The sequence below is a fragment of the Curtobacterium sp. MCPF17_050 genome, assembly GCF_003224435.2.
Classification (GTDB): domain Bacteria; phylum Actinomycetota; class Actinomycetes; order Actinomycetales; family Microbacteriaceae; genus Curtobacterium.
The window spans coordinates 545,369-560,668 of sequence record NZ_CP126250.1; the positions used below are offsets into that span (position 1 = coordinate 545,369).

Sequence of the window (15,300 nt, forward strand, 5' to 3'; positions counted from 1 at the left end):
CGCGTGGTGATCGTCGACGACCAGGCGGTCGTGCGGACCGGACTCGGCATGATGGTCGACGCCGAGGCGGACCTGACCGTGGTCGGCCAGGCACCGAACGGCGCCGAGGCGGTCACCGTCTGCGCCGAGCTCCGCCCCGACGTCGTGCTCATGGACGTCCGGATGCCGGTGCTCGACGGCATCGCGGCCACCCGCACGATCGTGTCCGAGGGCACCGCAGGCGCGGTCGTCATCCTCACCACGTTCGACGACGAGGAGTACCTGCTCGACGCCGTCCGTGCCGGGGCACTCGGGTTCCTGCTCAAGGACGCCGGCCCCGACCTCATCGCCGCCGGGGTCCGGGCCGCCCACACCGGGGACACCCTCATCGCACCCTCGATGACCCGCGCGCTGCTCGAGAACCGCCTGGTCGCCGCGCCCGTCGCAGGAGGCCCGGCAGCACCGACCCCGCCGGCCGAACATGCCTCGGCCCTCGCCGCGCTGAGCGCCCGGGAGCGGGAGGTCCTCGGCGCCCTGGTCCGCGGTGCGAGCAACGCGCAGATCGCGAAGGACCTCTGGATCAGCGAGGCCACCGTGAAGACCCACATCAGCAGCGTCCTCGCCAAGGTCGGTGCGACCAGCCGCGTGCAGGCAGTCGTGTTCGCCTACGAGAGCGGCTTCGTCCGGCCCGACTGGTCCGCGTAGTCGCGCGCGCCAAGCCGCCCGCCCGGGACGGTTCGCCGCCCGCCCGGGACGGTTCGCGCTGAGCGACAGTGCTCGCGGACGCGGCTACGAGCGGTGTCGCTGAGCGCGAGCGGTCGGCCGCCGCGGTCGGGCACGTGGCGGTCCGGCCGGGAGGCACGTGGCGGGGCCGCGCCGGGCCTCCCGTCCGGCACGGCTCGCGCTGGGCGACAGTGCTCGGGCCCACGACCGCGATCGGTGTCGCGCAGCGCGGAGCGAGCGCCCCGCCGCGCTCAGGCGGAGCGCGTCAGCGGCGCCGCCGCCACCTCGGTCGGCGAGGACACGACGGCCTCGCGGCGGATCGCGATGACGGTCACGTCGTCGTCGTGCGGCACCCGGCCCGCGCGCTCGGTCAGGGCCGCGACGATCGCCGCGGGCTCACGGTCCTGACCGGCGAGCTCGGCGACCGAGTCGACGGCGTCGTCACGTCCGCCGAACAGGTCGAGGACGCCGTCGCTGAAGGAGATGAGCAGGTCGCCCGGCTCGAGGATGCCGGTGGTGGTCGCCCACTCGTCGCGGAGGCCCATCCCGAGCGGCAGGTCGACCGACCGCAGGCGCTCCACGCCTCCGTCGACGCGCAGGATGAAGCTCAGGCCGTGTCCGGCGTCCGCCCACTGCAGGCTGCCGTCGTCGTCGATGCGGGCGTGGAACAGCGTGGTGAAGGTGACGTCGGTGCCGGAACCCTCGGCGGCGAGCCCGTCGGAGGCGCGACGGAGTGCCTCGGAGGTGTCGTCGACCGTGCGGGCGCTGCGGATGGTGGCGCGGACGGCGGCGGCGATCAAACCGGCCCCGACGCCCTTGCCCATGACGTCACCCAAGCTGACGGCGATGCCGTCCCGGGTGCGGTACCAGTCGTAGAAGTCGCCGCCGACGCTCTTCGCGGGCAGGCAGGCCCCGGCGACGGTGACCGCCTGGCCCATGTGGTCGCTCGAGGTCGGCAGGAGGGACCGCTGGACGGCGGCGGCGCGGCTGATCTCGGCGCGGACCCTGCCCTCGCGGGCCTGGGCGGTGAGGACGGACCGGCGGGCGCGGGAGGACAGCTCGTGCACGATGACGGCGACGGTGCCGAACACGATGACGGTGATCGCGAGCCGGACCAGTTCGCTGGGACGCGGCACGTCGCCGGGCAGGAGCACGAACGGGGCGAGGATGACGAACGTCACGCCCAGGACCGAGTACACGATGGTGCGCCGACCCTCGAGGGACGCCCACCACACCACGGGCAGGACCACGAGGGACGTGAAGACCGACGCCCCGGCACCCGTTCCGGTCCGGAACAGGGCGATGGACACGAAGTCGACGGCGAGCAGGATCGGGACGAGCGGCGCCACCTTCGGCAGGTACACGGCGACCGCGGCGAGCAGTGTCGCGATCGCGGTCGCGAGCAGGCTCGCGAGGAAGAGCTCCACGTGGGTGACCGAGAGCGACGGCAGCGCCACGGTGCACAGCGCGCCGAGGGCCAGCAGGCCGCTGATCGGAGCCTGCCGGACGAGGGGGTTGTCGATGACGCTGGTGGGGCGAGACATGCTCAGGGCAGGCTACTGGTTCGGGCTGGGCCGCGCCGGTGTGGCGTCCCGAAGAGGGGCCAGGACGACGACGGCGGGGCACCCGTTCCCGGGTACCCCGCCGTCGTCCGACCTCGGGCTCAGCGTCGCGCGCTCAGCCCGTCCGGCTCACTCCGCGCGGCGGCGTCGCATCCGCTGCGTGAGGAGCAGCCCGCCCGCGGCGAGGAGCACCACGGCGAGGATGCCGATCGGCACGACGTTCGCACCGGTCCAGGCGAGGGCACCGTCGCGGTCCGCACCGGAGCCTCCCGGCTGGTCGCCGACGGGCTGCGCACCGGAACCACCAGCACCGGAACCACCAGCACCGGAGCCGTCAGCACCGGAACCACCGGCACCGGGGGCACCAGCACCGGGGCCACCGGTCCCCGGGCCGCCGGCACCAGGACCGTCACCCGGAGCGGGCGTCGGCGACGGCGACGCCGTCGGGGCAGCGGCCACCACGGTGAAGGCGGCCCGGGCGAGGACCACCCCGCCCACCGAGGCGGTCACCGCGACGCGGCCGGCCGCGGCCGTCGCCGGCACGGCCAGCTCGGCCGTGAAGGACCCGTCGGCGGCCGTGCGGACGGTGACGTCGTCGCCCAGCTCGGGCGTCGTCGCCAGCGTGACCGTCGCGTCCGCCGGGAACCCGGTGCCGGTGACGGTCTGCGTGTCACCGGCGGTGACGCGCTGGTCCTCGACCTGGAGGCTCGGCACAGCGGCCGCGAGCGTCGAGTACCGCACGACGGTCCGGTCCGTCACCGAGCGCTCGGCGATCGGCACCGTGAGGGTGCGGCTGTCGGCGTCGTACGTCCACTCGGACGCGGCGACGGGGGCTCCGTCGATCGTGACCGACTGCGGACGCTCGGCGTTCGTGAACGTCGCCGTCCACGAGCGGTCCTGCACCTGACCGTCGAACGAGCCGTCGACGGGGGAGATGTCGAGCGTGCCGCCGGTCGCCTGCTGCGTGAACCGCATGGCGGTCGAGGCCGAGTTCCCGGCCGCACGGGCCGAGGTGTCGGCTGCGGCGGTGGGCTGGCCCTCGCCGGAGTCCTCGTGCAGGGCGAACGAGCCGTCCGCGCCGGTCGCGACCGTCACCGTGACCGCGTCGAGCGGTGCGGCGTCGTTCGCGACGTGGTGCGAGCGGGTGGGCACGATGCCGCCGCTGCGGACGAACACCGGCATGGTGGTCAGGTCCGTCGTGACGTCGGCGGTGGTGCCGCCCTCGTAGGTCTTGCCGGTGAACCAGTCGGTCCAGGTGTCGCCGGCCGGGAACCACACCGAGGTGGTCGCGGTCGAGCCACCCGAGGTGACGGGTGCGACGAGGACGTCCTTGCCGTACAGGTACTCCTTGCCGGCCTGCGCGTAGGACTCCTGCGCCTCCGGGTACTGCAGGTAGAGCGGCTGCAGCATCGGGGTGCCGGTGCGCGAGGCGTCGGCGGCGAGGGTGTACGTCAGGGGGAGCAGGTCCTCGCGGAGGTTGAGGAACTGCTTCGCCGACGCGTTCGCCTCGGCCGGGTACTGCCACGGCAGCCGGTCGCTGTGGTTGCTGTGCAGGCGGTCGATCGGCTGGAAGGCACCGAACTGCACCCAGCGGGCGTAGAGGTCCGGCGGGAGCTGCGTCGTGCCGGGCTCGGCACCCTCGATGCCGTACTGGCCACCGTTGTGTCCGCCGATGTCGTGGCTGATCGCCGACAGGCCGGTCGCTGCCGACTCACCGGGCGTGTAGCCGACCTGCGCGGCGAGCTCCTGCCACGTGGACGTGGTGTCCCCGGTGAAGTGGAGCGTCGTGCGCTTGTCCGCCCACGGTCCGGTCGGGACGGCCTGCGGGTTGCCGTAGCCGCCCGCGGTCAGCGACCCGTACGCGCGGGAGAACGCGAGACCGCGGCCCTTGAGCTGCTCGTCGGTGTACTCCGCGTACTGCTGGTTGATGAACGCGTCCGGCGTGACGCCGTTCGCCGAGTACTTCGAGTTCTCGCTGCAGCACCAGTCGAGCCACCACATGTCGACGCCCTCGGGCTGCAGGGTGTCGTGGAGCTCGAAGTAGGCCTTGAGCTGGTCGGGGTCGGACCAGTCGAACAGGTAGCGGTCGCCGTCGCCCTTGGTGAGCTTGCCCTTCGCGGTGGCCTGCGCCTTGGCGAACTCCGGGTCGTTGCCCGAGATCGACGGGTGGATGTTGAGCGTGTTGTGGATGCCCTGCTCGTGCCAGTCGGCGAGCAGCGCGGTCATGTCCGGGATGCGGGACGGGTCGACCGACCAGCCGTTCCACTTGCTGTCGCCCTGGTTCGTGGTGCTGCCGGTCTTGTAGTCCGTGTCGATCGCCATGACGTCGACGGGCACACCTTCGTCCTTGAAGCGCTTCGCGATGGCGAGGTAGTCCTCCTGCGAGCGGTCGTAGTACTCGGAGTACCAGACGCCGTATGCCCAGCGCGGCAGGAGCTTCGACGGCCCGGTCAGGGTCGCGAGGTCCTTCAACGCCGTCGTGTACTCGGTGCCGTACCCGAACACGTAGCCGTCCTGGTAGCCCTCGCCGCCGTGGTCACCGCGGGGCGTGGTCTGCTCGGTGGCGGTGTCGTACAGCGCCGAGGCGGTGTCGTCGAGGAGCGACCAGCCGTCCTGGTAGAGCAGGCCGGGGTTGGTCTTCACGGAGCCGTTCGCCGTGTCGAGGTCGCGTCGGTACCCGCCGAGCGGGGCGTGCGCGGCGAGCAGCGGCGAGGACTGGTCGACGACCGCGATGGTGTCGATGTTCACGTTGCAGTTGTTGTCCACGGTCGGGCAGCCGAGCGTGACGTCGTTCGCGCCCGCGGCCAGGTGCACCGGGATCGTGACGGTGTTCCAGTAGTCCCAACCGCTCGTGGGTGCGAGGGCACCGGTGGTGGCCTCCTGGCCGGCCGGTGCGACGGTGAGCTCCGGGGAGTTCGCCGTGCCGTTCGCGTACCGGACCTGCAGGGCGTAGTCGCCCGCCGTCGGGACACCCGTCACGTGCGTGGTCAGCGCCGAGTCCGCGCCGCCCCAGAGTCCGGACGCGAAGCCGTCGCCGGAGAACCCGTTGTGGTCGGCGGCGGTCTGTGCGTTGCCCGCCTTGCCGGCGTCTTCGGCTTCACAGACCGCACCGAAGGCGCAGTCCTGACCGGCGGTCGCGGGGGTCGGCGTCGGGTAGCCCGCGCCGGAGGGCACGACCGCCAGGCTGTCGACGTTCACGCGGCCGGAGTCGGACGCGCTGCGCTCGATCCGGATGGTGTGCTTGCCGGCGGTCAGGTCGAGGGCCGCCGTGGTCTGCTTCCACTCGTCCCAGCTCTCGCCGGCCGGCAGGCGCAGCGTGACCGGCGCCCCACCGTCGACGACGATGCTCAGGATGCGGGTCTCGAGCTGGCCGTCGCCACCGCGGTTGTTCGCGTAGCGCATGGCCAGGTCGTAGGAGCCGGCCTGCTGCACCGTCGTGGCGAACGTCATCGAGTTGCCGACGTTCTCGAACCCGGCGGCGAAGCCCGACCCGGTGTAGCCCGCGTGGTCCTTGGCGGAGGCCAGGCCCTGCAGCTGCAGCGCCTCGCCCTCGCAGAGCGTCCCGATCGTGCAGACCGGGGTCTCGGCGGTCACCCACGGGGAGCCGGTGACGGCCTGACCCGTGGACGTCGTCAGGTCGACCTGGAGGTTGTCCTGGGTGAAGTCCCCGGACCCCTCGCGGTACTTGACGGTCATCTTCCCGGTGCTCAGCGTCAGCCACCCGTCCGCACGCGTCTGCGTGAACGGCGTCGCGGCGAAGTCGTCGCGACCGATGACGTTGAAGGTGCCCTGGTCGATGAACTGCGCGTCACCGGCGTACTCGGTGCGGATCAGGGTGGGGGAGAGGACCTGGAAGCGGGCGTCTCCCGACACCACGGTGCGGGCGTCCGGCGCGGCGGCTGCCGGCAGGGCGGAGATGCCGAGTCCGCCGAGCGCGAGTGCGCCGACCAGGGCTCCGGCGAGGGACGACCCGAGGACGCGTCGGCGCCTCCGGGTCGAGGTGAGAGTGGGACGCAAAGGTGTGCTCCTCGTGGACGGCGTCGTCCGGTCGTTCGTCGGCGGGGCCGACAGCGATCTGCTGAGGTCGTCGCGCGAGCACCCCCGTCCGCCCGCGTTACAACGTGGGAAAGAGTAGGGCTCACAGCCGGTTCAGGGAAGTCCGACAGGAGATCGGAGGGTTCGCGGTCGCGCTCAGCGGACCGGACGGGAGGCCCGGATCGCCGGATCAGGACGCGGTCGCCCTGGCAGTCGCGACAGCCAGCGGGCGCCGAGCGGCGAGGCCGGCGCGGCTACCAGGAGGGTCGGCCGCGCCAGGTCCGGTGGCAGGAGTCAGCGCGGCCAGGTCGCGACGACCGCCACCGCGTTGAAGAGGACGTGCGCCAGGACCGCGCCGCCGAGCCGGTTCGTCATCGCGACGAGCGTGCCGGTGAGGGATCCGAGCGCGAAGGTCGTCAGGAACACCCGGAAGCCGTCGAGCTGGGTCGTCCCGGCGCCGAGCAGGACGTGCAGCACCGCGAACAGGAACGCGGTCAGCAGCACGGCCATGAAGCGTGTGCGCAGTGTCAGCTCCTCGGCCATCCGGCGCTGGAACAGTCCGCGGAAGAAGACCTCCTCGAGGAAGGGGCTGACCAGCACGAGGCCGATCGCCGACACCACGAGCAGCGTGATGTCCGGCGTCCCGAGGGTGGGGACCGGTTCCAGGCCGGTCCTGCCGCCGAACGCGAGGCCGAGGAACGCGTCGAACACCCGGACCAGGATGACGATGCCGATCGCGAAGATCGCGTCCCCGATCTCGAGGCGCAGGATCCGGCCGCGACCCGGGCTCGGTGACCGTCGCAGCACCCAGACGATCCCAGCCACCAGGGGCAGCCAGACGGCGAGATCGGCCGCGATCACCTGCAGGACCGGCGACGGGATGCTCCCGCTGCGGCTCACGCCACCGACGACGCGGGCCAGGATGACCGCCACCCCGAGGGCGACGAGCAGGATGACCAGGTCGCGCTGGCGGCTCGTGTCGGGCTCGGCGTGCTTGACGTCGGACTCGATGCTCATGGGGTCACCGTAGAGGACGCTGCGACCGGATCGCCCGACACAGCCGAGCGTTGCTCGATCATGTGGCACTATTTGAATGCCGTAGGCCGGGACGTCCCCGGTGTGCCTGTGTTGGGACCGCAGGAGCGCGGCAGGATCGTCGGGGAAGGCGGGCCGCGTGGAACTACGCGACTACATCACGGTGTTGCGCAAGGGATGGGTCCTCATCCTGGTGTTGGCACTGGTCGGAGTGGCCGCGGCAGCGGGCTTCTCGCTGTTGAAGAAGCCCGTGTACTCCGCCTCCGCGCAGGTGTTCGTGTCGACGGAGACGTCGGGCAGCGCGAGTGACCTGGCCCAGGGCAACACCTTCACGCAGCAGCGTGTCCTGACGTACTCGAACCTGGTGTCGACGCCGATCGTGCTCCTGCCGGTCATCTCGAAGCTCCAGCTCGACATGAACGCCGAGCAGCTCGCGACGATGGTGTCCGCGAGCGCACCGACGAGCACGACGCTCATCTCCATCAGCGTCAACGACACCGACCCGGTCCGGGCCGCGGACATCGCGAACGCGACCTCGCAGAGCCTCACCAACGTCGTCGAGGACATCGAGGCCACCGACGCCGAGGGGACGAGCAGCGTCAAGCTCACTCGCGTCAAGCAGGCCGACGTGCCGAGCGCCCCGGTCAGCCCGAACGTCCCGGTCAACGTGGCCCTGGGCCTCCTCGTCGGACTCGCGCTCGGCGTCGGCATCGCCGTCCTGCGCGAGACGCTCGACAACCGCGTCCGCACGGAACAGGACGTCGAGAAGATCAGCGACAAGCCGGTCGTCGGCGGCATCGCCTTCGACAGCAAGGCGTCGGAGCGTCCGCTCATCGTGCAGGTCGACCCGCGCAGCCCCCGTGCCGAGTCCTTCCGCACGCTCCGCACGAACCTGCAGTTCCTGGACCTGGGCACCGGCTCGCGCACCTTCGTGATGACGTCCTCCGTGCAGTCCGAGGGCAAGAGCACCACGGTCGCGAACCTGGCGATCGCGCTCGACAGCGCCGGGTTCCGCGTCATCCTCATCGACGCCGACCTCCGCCGTCCGCGCGTCGCCGAGTACATGGACGTCGACACGAACGCCGGCCTCACCGACGTGCTCATCGGCCGCGCCGAGCTCGAGGACGTCGCACAGCCGTGGGGCCGCGGCAAGCTCGTCGTCCTGCCGGCCGGTCAGATCCCGCCGAACCCGTCGGAGCTCCTCGGGTCCCGGGCCATGCAGGAACTCATCGAACGCCTGGAGAAGGAGTTCGACTACGTCCTGTTCGACGCTCCGCCGCTCCTGCCCGTCACGGACGCCGCGATCCTGTCGAAGAAGGCCTCCGGCGCGATCGTCGCCGTCGCCTCGGGCAAGACGCACAAGGGCCAGTTCGCCGCGGCCGTCTCGGCACTCGAGAACGTCGGTGCACCGATCGCCGGGTTCGTCATCACGATGATGCCGGTCCGCGGTCCGGGCGCCTACGGCTACGGCCGGTACGGCTACGGGTACGGCTACGGCCTGGAAGCGGATGAGAACACGCCGAAGGTCAAGCCGCCCAAGCGCGGCGGGAAGAAGCTCGGCGCACTGAGCCGCGCTGAGCGCTGAGACGGGGTCGGGGGACATGGACACTCGCCGGGGGACCCGAAACCTCGGTTCGACCACCACACGGACCACCCTGCTCTGGGTCGCCGTCGTGGTGGTCGTGCTGGTCGTCGTCGACATCGCACTCGTGACCCTCGCGCTCGGTCGCACCGCTCCGAACGCCGGTGACCCGGCAGGCCCGATCCCGACCTTCTCCAGCTCGCCGGACTCGAGCGCCAGTCCGACCCCGTCCGTCTCTGCGGACGCCGCGGGCGTGACGCGTCGCTTCCTCACCGCGGTGGACGGCCAGGAGGCGTGGCGCGCCACCGGCACGACGTGCGGCGGACCCGCGCCCACCCTCGAGCACACCGTCGACGGCGGCGCGACGTGGGTGCCGGTCGCGCTCGGACCGGACGTGTCGACGCTCATGGCGATCCGGGCCTCCAGTACGGACTTGACGATCCTGGCCGGCGTCGGTGCGGACTGCGCCACCACCGTCCGCACCAGTGCCGACGACGGCGTGACCTGGACGGCCGGCAGCCCCGGCGCAGCCGGTGCCGGCATCTCGACGGCCGGCATCGTCCTCGCCACCGGTGTCGTCGAGTCGCCCTGCGGCCGCCCGAAGAAGGCGTACCAGGGACAGCAGACCTCGGTCGTCATCTGTGAGGGGAAGGTCGAGTGGCGTTCGGGCACCGGCGAGTGGGTGGAAGTCCCGGTCGACGGGATCCGCGCGGTGGCGGACAACGACGACGAGTACCTGCTCGCCCGTGTCGGCGCCGAAGGGTGCGCGGGTGTCGAGATCGCCTCGCTGACCGCGATCGGCGTCACGCCGGAGACGGCGACCCCGGCCGTCGGCTGCGCCGCTGACGCCGCGACGATCGGCCCGATCGGCCTCGACCGTGCCGGGGACGACATCTGGCTCTGGGCCGGCGACGCCGTCTCCGTGTCTGCGGACGGCGGCGCGACGTGGTGACCGGATGGCGACCATGACCGCGGGCGCGGTACGGGTCTCAGCATCGACGGGCTCCACCGAAGCGTGGAGTAGGTCCTACTCGCGCCGCGTCCTGGTCACGGACCTGTTGGCGCTCTTCTGGGTCGTCTTCGGCGTGCAGATTGCGTGGCTCGGGCTCGACTCGAACCTGGCGACGAACACCGCCGACCTGCGCCTCAGCTACACCGGGATCTCGATCGTCGTGATCGCCGTGTGGATGAGCGCCCTGGCGCTGTACGACACCCGGGGGCACCGCGTCATCGGCGTCGGCAGCACCGAGTACCGCCTGGTCGCCGATTCGAGCGTGCGCGTCTTCGGGGTCCTGGCGATCGCCGCGTACCTGCTGCACGTGGACCTGGCCCGCGGGTACATCTTGATCGCCTTCCCGGTCGGCATCCTCGTCCTGCTGCTGTCGCGGTGGATGTGGCGCCAGTGGCTCGTCGCCGAGCGGAAGCGGGGGAACTACTCCGCCAAGGTCCTGCTGGTCGGGTCGACCAGCAGCGTGCTGCACCTGGCCCGTGAGCTCGGCCGATCGCCGGAGGCCGGCTACCGCGTCGTCGGTGCAGCTGTGTCAGCAGGGACTCGAGGCGTCCTGCCCGGCTCGAGCGTGCAGAGCTTCGGCGGCTTCGACGACCTGACCGAGGCCCTGGCGGAGACGGGCGCCGACACCGTCGTCATCACCAGCGCGGACGACCTGCCGCCGGAACGCGTCCGGCAGCTCAGCTGGTCCCTGGAGCCCGGGCGCCAGCACCTGGTGGTCGCTCCGAGCCTGACGGACATCGGTGGTCCACGCATCCACGCTCGTCCGGTCCAGGGCTTGCCCTTGATCCACGTCGAGATGCCGACCTACACAGGGAGGAAGCTCTACACGAAGCGTGCGTTCGACTTGCTCGGGTCTGCGGTGCTGATCCTGACGCTATCGCCAGTACTGCTCGTTCTCGCGATTCTCGTCAAGGCCAGCTCGCCCGGCCCCGTCTTCTTCCGCCAGGAGCGCGTCGGTCTCAACGGGTCGACCTTCCGGATGATCAAGTTCCGCTCGATGGTCGTTGATGCTGAGTCCCAGCTTCGGGAATTGAACCCCCTAATCCGCGCTGAGGGCAACGACGTGCTCTTCAAGATGAAGGACGACCCGCGCGTGACCCGAGTTGGGGGCTTGATGCGGCGGTACAGCCTTGACGAAGTACCGCAGCTGTTCAACGTGTTGCTTGGGAGCATGTCGTTAGTCGGTCCCCGCCCGCCGTTAGCCCGGGAGGTCGAGCGGTACGACGTGCACGTGCATCGACGTTTCCTAGTGAAACCGGGAATGACAGGGCTGTGGCAGGTAAGCGGTCGGTCGGACCTGTCCTGGGAGGATTCGGTCAGGTTGGATCTTTACTACGTCGAGAACTGGTCGCTGATGGGCGACTTTATCTTGCTGTGGCGAACCGCCCGAGCAGTCATCCGAACCCAGGGTGCCTACTGACAAAATAACGGACCGTCGACCACGGTGCCGCCACACTCAAAGCGAGTAGGGCCTCCAGCTCTCCAATCCGTCTACAAAGAACGTTCTAGGCGTCGTCGCATCCTGAGGGTGGGAACCTCGATAACGTGATACGAGGCTACGCCGGCGACGATGCCAATTGCTGCTAGAAGAAGCGCTCGCGAGTAGGGGTCGAGCGCTTGAAGGTGAGGGCTGATCAGATAGATGATCGGCAGATGGACAAGATAAATGCTGTAACTCGCCAGGCCAATCTCATTCAGAAACCGCAGACGAGCAACTGCGGCGAACACGCGGGGCACAACGCTCGTTCCGTTCAAGAAGCCGTACAGCAGTACAAGGCATGCGAATAAAGCCTGCAATGAATATCTCGCACTGTCTCGGAACACTTGATCTCGAATCAGGAGGCTGGCACCGAAGAGTCCGATCGCCGCGACGAGGCTCCAATTGCTGCCCAGCGTTCGACGGAATACATCGGACGGCTTTCCTCGTCTCTCCCACCAGTTCAAAGCGATCGCGCAGAGCAAACCAAAAGCGATCGCATCGATACGCGTGTCCGTTCCATAGTAGATGCGATGAGACAGAGTACCTGGCCCGTCCAGAGCGAACGCAAAGCGCAGGCACGAGCTCGCGACGATCACAACTACGGTCACGGCGCTAAGGAGCCGAACTGCTGCAGGGCTGCGCGTCAAGACCAGCCACAGGATGGCGAACACAACGTAGAACTGTTCCTCGATTGCGAGGCTCCAAACGACGCCAGATCCCGGCAGAACGGCAGCTCCACCATCGACTTTGTACCAGTTGTACGCAAATAATATCTGTGCCGCGAATGCTCTCCAGTCCAACGAGTTGAAAGCACTCCAGATAAGGGTGGGCACGCAGATGAGGACGAAGAACGGAGGTGCCAGTTTGGCAGCGCGACGGAAGTAGAAGCGCCCGATTGCGAAGGAGCCGGTCCTGGCGCGCTCATTGAGAGCTAAGTAAGTGATGATGAATCCGCTAATCGCGAAGAATATCGTCACGCCGCTCCCGCCGGGGACCCGATCCCCGAGTCCAGCATGGGCAACTACCACAAGCGTCACGGCGAAGGCGCGCAGCGCATCGATATGAGCGAACCTGTTCGCCGCGTTGAGGGGAGCGGTTGACCTGAGTCCTTTTTGCGGGATCATCTTGAGCTAATGCCCTGACGGCTCAACGTGCTCATCGACACGCTCGGGCACCTCGTCGAGAAGCGTGCGATAGGCATCGACGAGCTTTGACGCTTGAACTTCCCACGAAAGCTGCTCACGGAATCGGTTGCGTCCGTATTGTCCCATGCGCGAGGCCTCTTCCGGGTTTTGCAGAACGAAGTGCAACTCCGACGCGAGACTGCTGGCATCATTGGACTGGGCATACCTCGAAGCTTCAGCCGCGGAGTAGCGACCTTCCTTCACATCGAACTGCACAATTGGTCGGCCGAGTGCCATGTATTCCATGATCTTGTTCATTGTGGATAGGTTGTTCATCTCGTTGACCTCATCCGGATTCACGCACACATCGGAATCTCGTAAGACACTCCTGAGGTCGGCGTCTGAGAGACGGCCGAGGAACTTCACGTTGTCGGCGAGGCCGAGCTGCTCGGCTAGGCGCTCAAGCCGCGCGCGGTCTGGGCCAGACCCGACCAGAGCCAAGCCGACATCTAGCCCGAGTTCTCGGGTGAGGACGGCCATCGCCTCGATGAGGTATTCGATGCCTTCCTGGCGCCCCATCACACCTACGTAGCCGATGAGGTACTTGTGGGAGCCGTGCCAGTCTCTATCGTCGACATTCTGCGCCCATTCACGCGCGGGTCCGGAGCGGACCACAGTGACTTCGTTCTCGCGGAACTGGCCGCGCTCAACGGCGATGGCCTTGTAACTTTCGTTCGTGGCGATCACATGGTCAGCTGCGCGGTACGTCAGCTTCTCGGCGAGCTTGGCGACGGACACGAAGAAACTGTTGAGTGGCAACCGCTTGGCTCGGACCAACTCTGGACCGAGATCGTGCTGGTCGAACACCAGTCTGCTGCCGTCACGCTGCTTGTACGGCTGTGCGACGGCAAAGAGGAGGTCGGGCGGATTGCAGAAGTGGATCGCATCGAACGCGCCCTCCCGCCGGGCCTCCCTGAGGGCAGATCTCATCCTGAGGAGCGACGTGCCGTATTCGTTGACGTAGCCGGCCACACCTCCCGCCTCTCTCGGTGCCCTGTACCTGAGCACGCGAACTCCATCGATTCGGAAGTTACCGGACGGATGCTTGTCGTCGCTCGGACAGACGACCGAAACCGCAGCACCCGCATCGGTGAGAGCTTTCGCTTCTTGCCAGACTCGCCGATCAAAAGGAACGGGAAGATTCTGAACGAGGATGGCTATCCGCTTGCCCGTGAGTTTCTGCATGTGCGTCCTTGTCGGGTGAGAATCGGGAAGTCTGAAGGTCGGAGTGCGGGCAAAAGAGGCGTCACTTGTCAGACCGCATAAGTCGTTGCGCCAAGAGCTGGAAATCACGGAGCGAGGGGAGACCTCTGACGGGTCGAATGCGGAGTGCGGCGACCAGGAAGAGGGAGAGGGCGAGAGACGCGGTGGCTGACGCTGCTGCCGCACCTTGGGCGCCGAAAGCAGGGCCGACAATGAAAAGCAAACCTGTCCCCAGTGCAAGAGCGGTTAGTTGAGCGACGGTCATGGTGTACCCGCGTCCTGCAGCTGCAAGACACATCGACGCGACGAACGCCACGATTCCGAATGTCGTTCCACCGGCGACGATCCAGGCTACGGGTACAGCTGGCTCGAATGCTTCACCGAATAGTAAGGGGACGCCGATCCAAGAAGCGACTACCGTCATTGGGAAGCTGACGAGGCCGGCGCTCAAAGACACACGGACAGCTTCTTCCCTCACGCTAGCGAGTTGAGCTGGTTCACTTCTAGCAATACGGCGGAAGTAGGTTGCGCCCAGCGCCTGGCCGACTGCCATAGGGATGGTGGCAATCGTCACAGCCACAGCGTAGAGACCTGCTTGCGCTGCGCCGATAAGTGGCAGTGCAAGCACCTGATCCAGGCGGCTAGATGCTGCTTCGGCCATCGAGCTTCCTGCGAACCTAGCGCCGCCTCGTAGGGTTTTCGGAAGCGGAACACGCGCGCCTCGCATGGGGATACGGGTCAGGCTGGAACCAAGGATGAAGGCTGCGCTTGTGCCGCCGATGTTAGCGACCAAGACGGTGCTCGTGTTCAGCTGGCCGAGGGAGAGCAGGAGCATGACGAAGACCAAATACATACCGGGTTGCACCAATTGGAGCGCCATGACCCCTCGGAACCGGCCAGCTGCTATAAGCAGGCTCAGGTCGCACGTCCAATTCATCATCAGAGGAGCGAGGGCGACTCCGGTCGATGCTGCCCACCTTGTACTGCCGTCGAAAGCCGCGAAGAGAGTGAGATAGGCGACTGCAGCGAGTGGAACGGAGAGGGCCAAAGCTAGGATATTGAAGACACGCGCTGATCGGAGGGCTGCCGGACCTGTACCGAGCGCCGCTTGCCGCCTGACTTCTAGTGGGACCCCGAGGCCGAGAAATATTGGGACGAGGTTGAAGAGCGCGATCGCTGCTGCTGTCTCACCTCGTCCGGTCGGTCCGATTGCGTGCGCCACAACAGGGGCGGTGGCGAATGCGAGGAGGGTAGCGCCGAGCCGACCGATGATGAGGTGAGACGGAGAGTCACCTTTGGCGAGACCCAGCACGATGGTCGGCATGCGCATCAGTGGTTCCGGAGCCGATGCAAGTACTCGGCCGCCCGCCGTGGATCCATGCCCCAGTGTCCTCCGTCGAGCAGTTCTGCTCGGAGACCGGTCTCGAGCCTTGTGCGAAGAACGCGCGCTGGGTTGCCCGCCACAACCGTGAAGTCAGCGACGTCGCGCGTGACTACGGAGCCGG

10 protein-coding genes are annotated in these 15,300 nt (G+C 68.3%); 4 read left to right on the forward strand and 6 right to left on the reverse strand.

Annotation, left to right across the window (positions count from 1 at the left end; all coding sequences use genetic code 11):
• Positions 1-3: 3 nt before the first annotated feature.
• Positions 4-684 (forward strand): response regulator transcription factor, encoded by a 681-nt coding sequence (locus DEJ34_RS02655; RefSeq protein WP_258365779.1) that lies wholly within the window; start codon positions 4-6, stop codon positions 682-684.
• 269 nt (positions 685-953) lie between these two features.
• Here DEJ34_RS02655 and DEJ34_RS02660 read toward each other — a convergent pair whose 3' ends face one another.
• The 3 genes from DEJ34_RS02660 to DEJ34_RS02670 all read right to left on the reverse strand — a co-directional run bounded on the left by DEJ34_RS02660 (position 954) and on the right by DEJ34_RS02670 (position 7,316).
• The gene (locus DEJ34_RS02660) at positions 954-2,246 is read right to left on the reverse strand and encodes a PP2C family protein-serine/threonine phosphatase (protein ID WP_110911351.1); all 1,293 of its coding nucleotides are present in this window, start codon (positions 2,244-2,246) and stop codon (positions 954-956) included.
• Between the two features lie 147 nt (positions 2,247-2,393).
• On the reverse strand, positions 2,394-6,281 hold the full coding sequence (locus tag DEJ34_RS02665; protein ID WP_220032814.1) for a TIM-barrel domain-containing protein: 3,888 nt from the start codon (positions 6,279-6,281) through the stop codon (positions 2,394-2,396).
• A 312-nt stretch (positions 6,282-6,593) separates the two neighbouring features.
• Complete coding sequence (locus DEJ34_RS02670) at positions 6,594-7,316, reverse strand: CPBP family intramembrane glutamic endopeptidase (RefSeq protein WP_110911352.1); 723 nt, start codon at positions 7,314-7,316, stop codon at positions 6,594-6,596.
• 157 nt (positions 7,317-7,473) lie between these two features.
• Here DEJ34_RS02670 and DEJ34_RS02675 point away from each other — a divergent pair, with 157 nt between their 5' ends.
• Genes DEJ34_RS02675 through DEJ34_RS02685 form a run of 3 tightly spaced genes read left to right on the forward strand, consistent with a single transcriptional unit; the run spans position 7,474 to position 11,348 of the window.
• A complete protein-coding gene (locus DEJ34_RS02675) occupies positions 7,474-8,919 on the forward strand; it encodes a tyrosine-protein kinase domain-containing protein (RefSeq protein ID WP_110823464.1) in 1,446 nt (481 codons plus the stop codon).
• A gap of 16 nt (positions 8,920-8,935) precedes the next feature.
• Complete coding sequence (locus DEJ34_RS02680; RefSeq protein WP_110911353.1) at positions 8,936-9,868, forward strand: beta propeller repeat protein; 933 nt, start codon at positions 8,936-8,938, stop codon at positions 9,866-9,868.
• A 4-nt stretch (positions 9,869-9,872) separates the two neighbouring features.
• Positions 9,873-11,348: a sugar transferase gene (locus tag DEJ34_RS02685; RefSeq protein WP_110911354.1), complete on the forward strand. Its 1,476-nt coding sequence runs from the start codon at positions 9,873-9,875 to the stop codon at positions 11,346-11,348.
• A gap of 71 nt (positions 11,349-11,419) precedes the next feature.
• Here the strand turns inward: DEJ34_RS02685 and DEJ34_RS02690 are convergent, their stop codons facing one another.
• The 3 genes from DEJ34_RS02690 to DEJ34_RS02700 form a co-directional block, all read right to left on the reverse strand.
• Positions 11,420-12,532: an acyltransferase family protein gene (locus tag DEJ34_RS02690; protein WP_110911355.1), complete on the reverse strand. Its 1,113-nt coding sequence runs from the start codon at positions 12,530-12,532 to the stop codon at positions 11,420-11,422.
• A 6-nt stretch (positions 12,533-12,538) separates the two neighbouring features.
• Positions 12,539-13,777 (reverse strand): glycosyltransferase family 4 protein, encoded by a 1,239-nt coding sequence (locus DEJ34_RS02695; RefSeq protein WP_110911356.1) that lies wholly within the window; start codon positions 13,775-13,777, stop codon positions 12,539-12,541.
• Between the two features lie 61 nt (positions 13,778-13,838).
• Positions 13,839-14,456 (reverse strand): lipopolysaccharide biosynthesis protein, encoded by a 618-nt coding sequence (locus tag DEJ34_RS02700; RefSeq protein ID WP_146236919.1) that lies wholly within the window; start codon positions 14,454-14,456, stop codon positions 13,839-13,841.
• Positions 14,457-15,300 lie beyond the last annotated feature (844 nt).

Excerpts from the sequence above, each read along its gene's own strand:
- DEJ34_RS02660 (WP_110911351.1), bottom strand. The coding sequence starts at position 2,246 with ATGTCTCGCCCCACCAGCGTCATCGACAACCCCCTCGTCCGGCAGGCT.
- DEJ34_RS02685 (WP_110911354.1), top strand. The coding sequence starts at position 9,873 with ATGGCGACCATGACCGCGGGCGCGGTACGGGTCTCAGCATCGACGGGC.
- DEJ34_RS02680 (WP_110911353.1), top strand. The coding sequence starts at position 8,936 with ATGGACACTCGCCGGGGGACCCGAAACCTCGGTTCGACCACCACACGG.
- DEJ34_RS02670 (WP_110911352.1), bottom strand. The coding sequence starts at position 7,316 with ATGAGCATCGAGTCCGACGTCAAGCACGCCGAGCCCGACACGAGCCGC.
- DEJ34_RS02700 (WP_146236919.1), bottom strand. The coding sequence starts at position 14,456 with ATGGCCGAAGCAGCATCTAGCCGCCTGGATCAGGTGCTTGCACTGCCA.
- DEJ34_RS02690 (WP_110911355.1), bottom strand. The coding sequence starts at position 12,532 with ATGATCCCGCAAAAAGGACTCAGGTCAACCGCTCCCCTCAACGCGGCG.
- DEJ34_RS02695 (WP_110911356.1), bottom strand. The coding sequence starts at position 13,777 with ATGCAGAAACTCACGGGCAAGCGGATAGCCATCCTCGTTCAGAATCTT.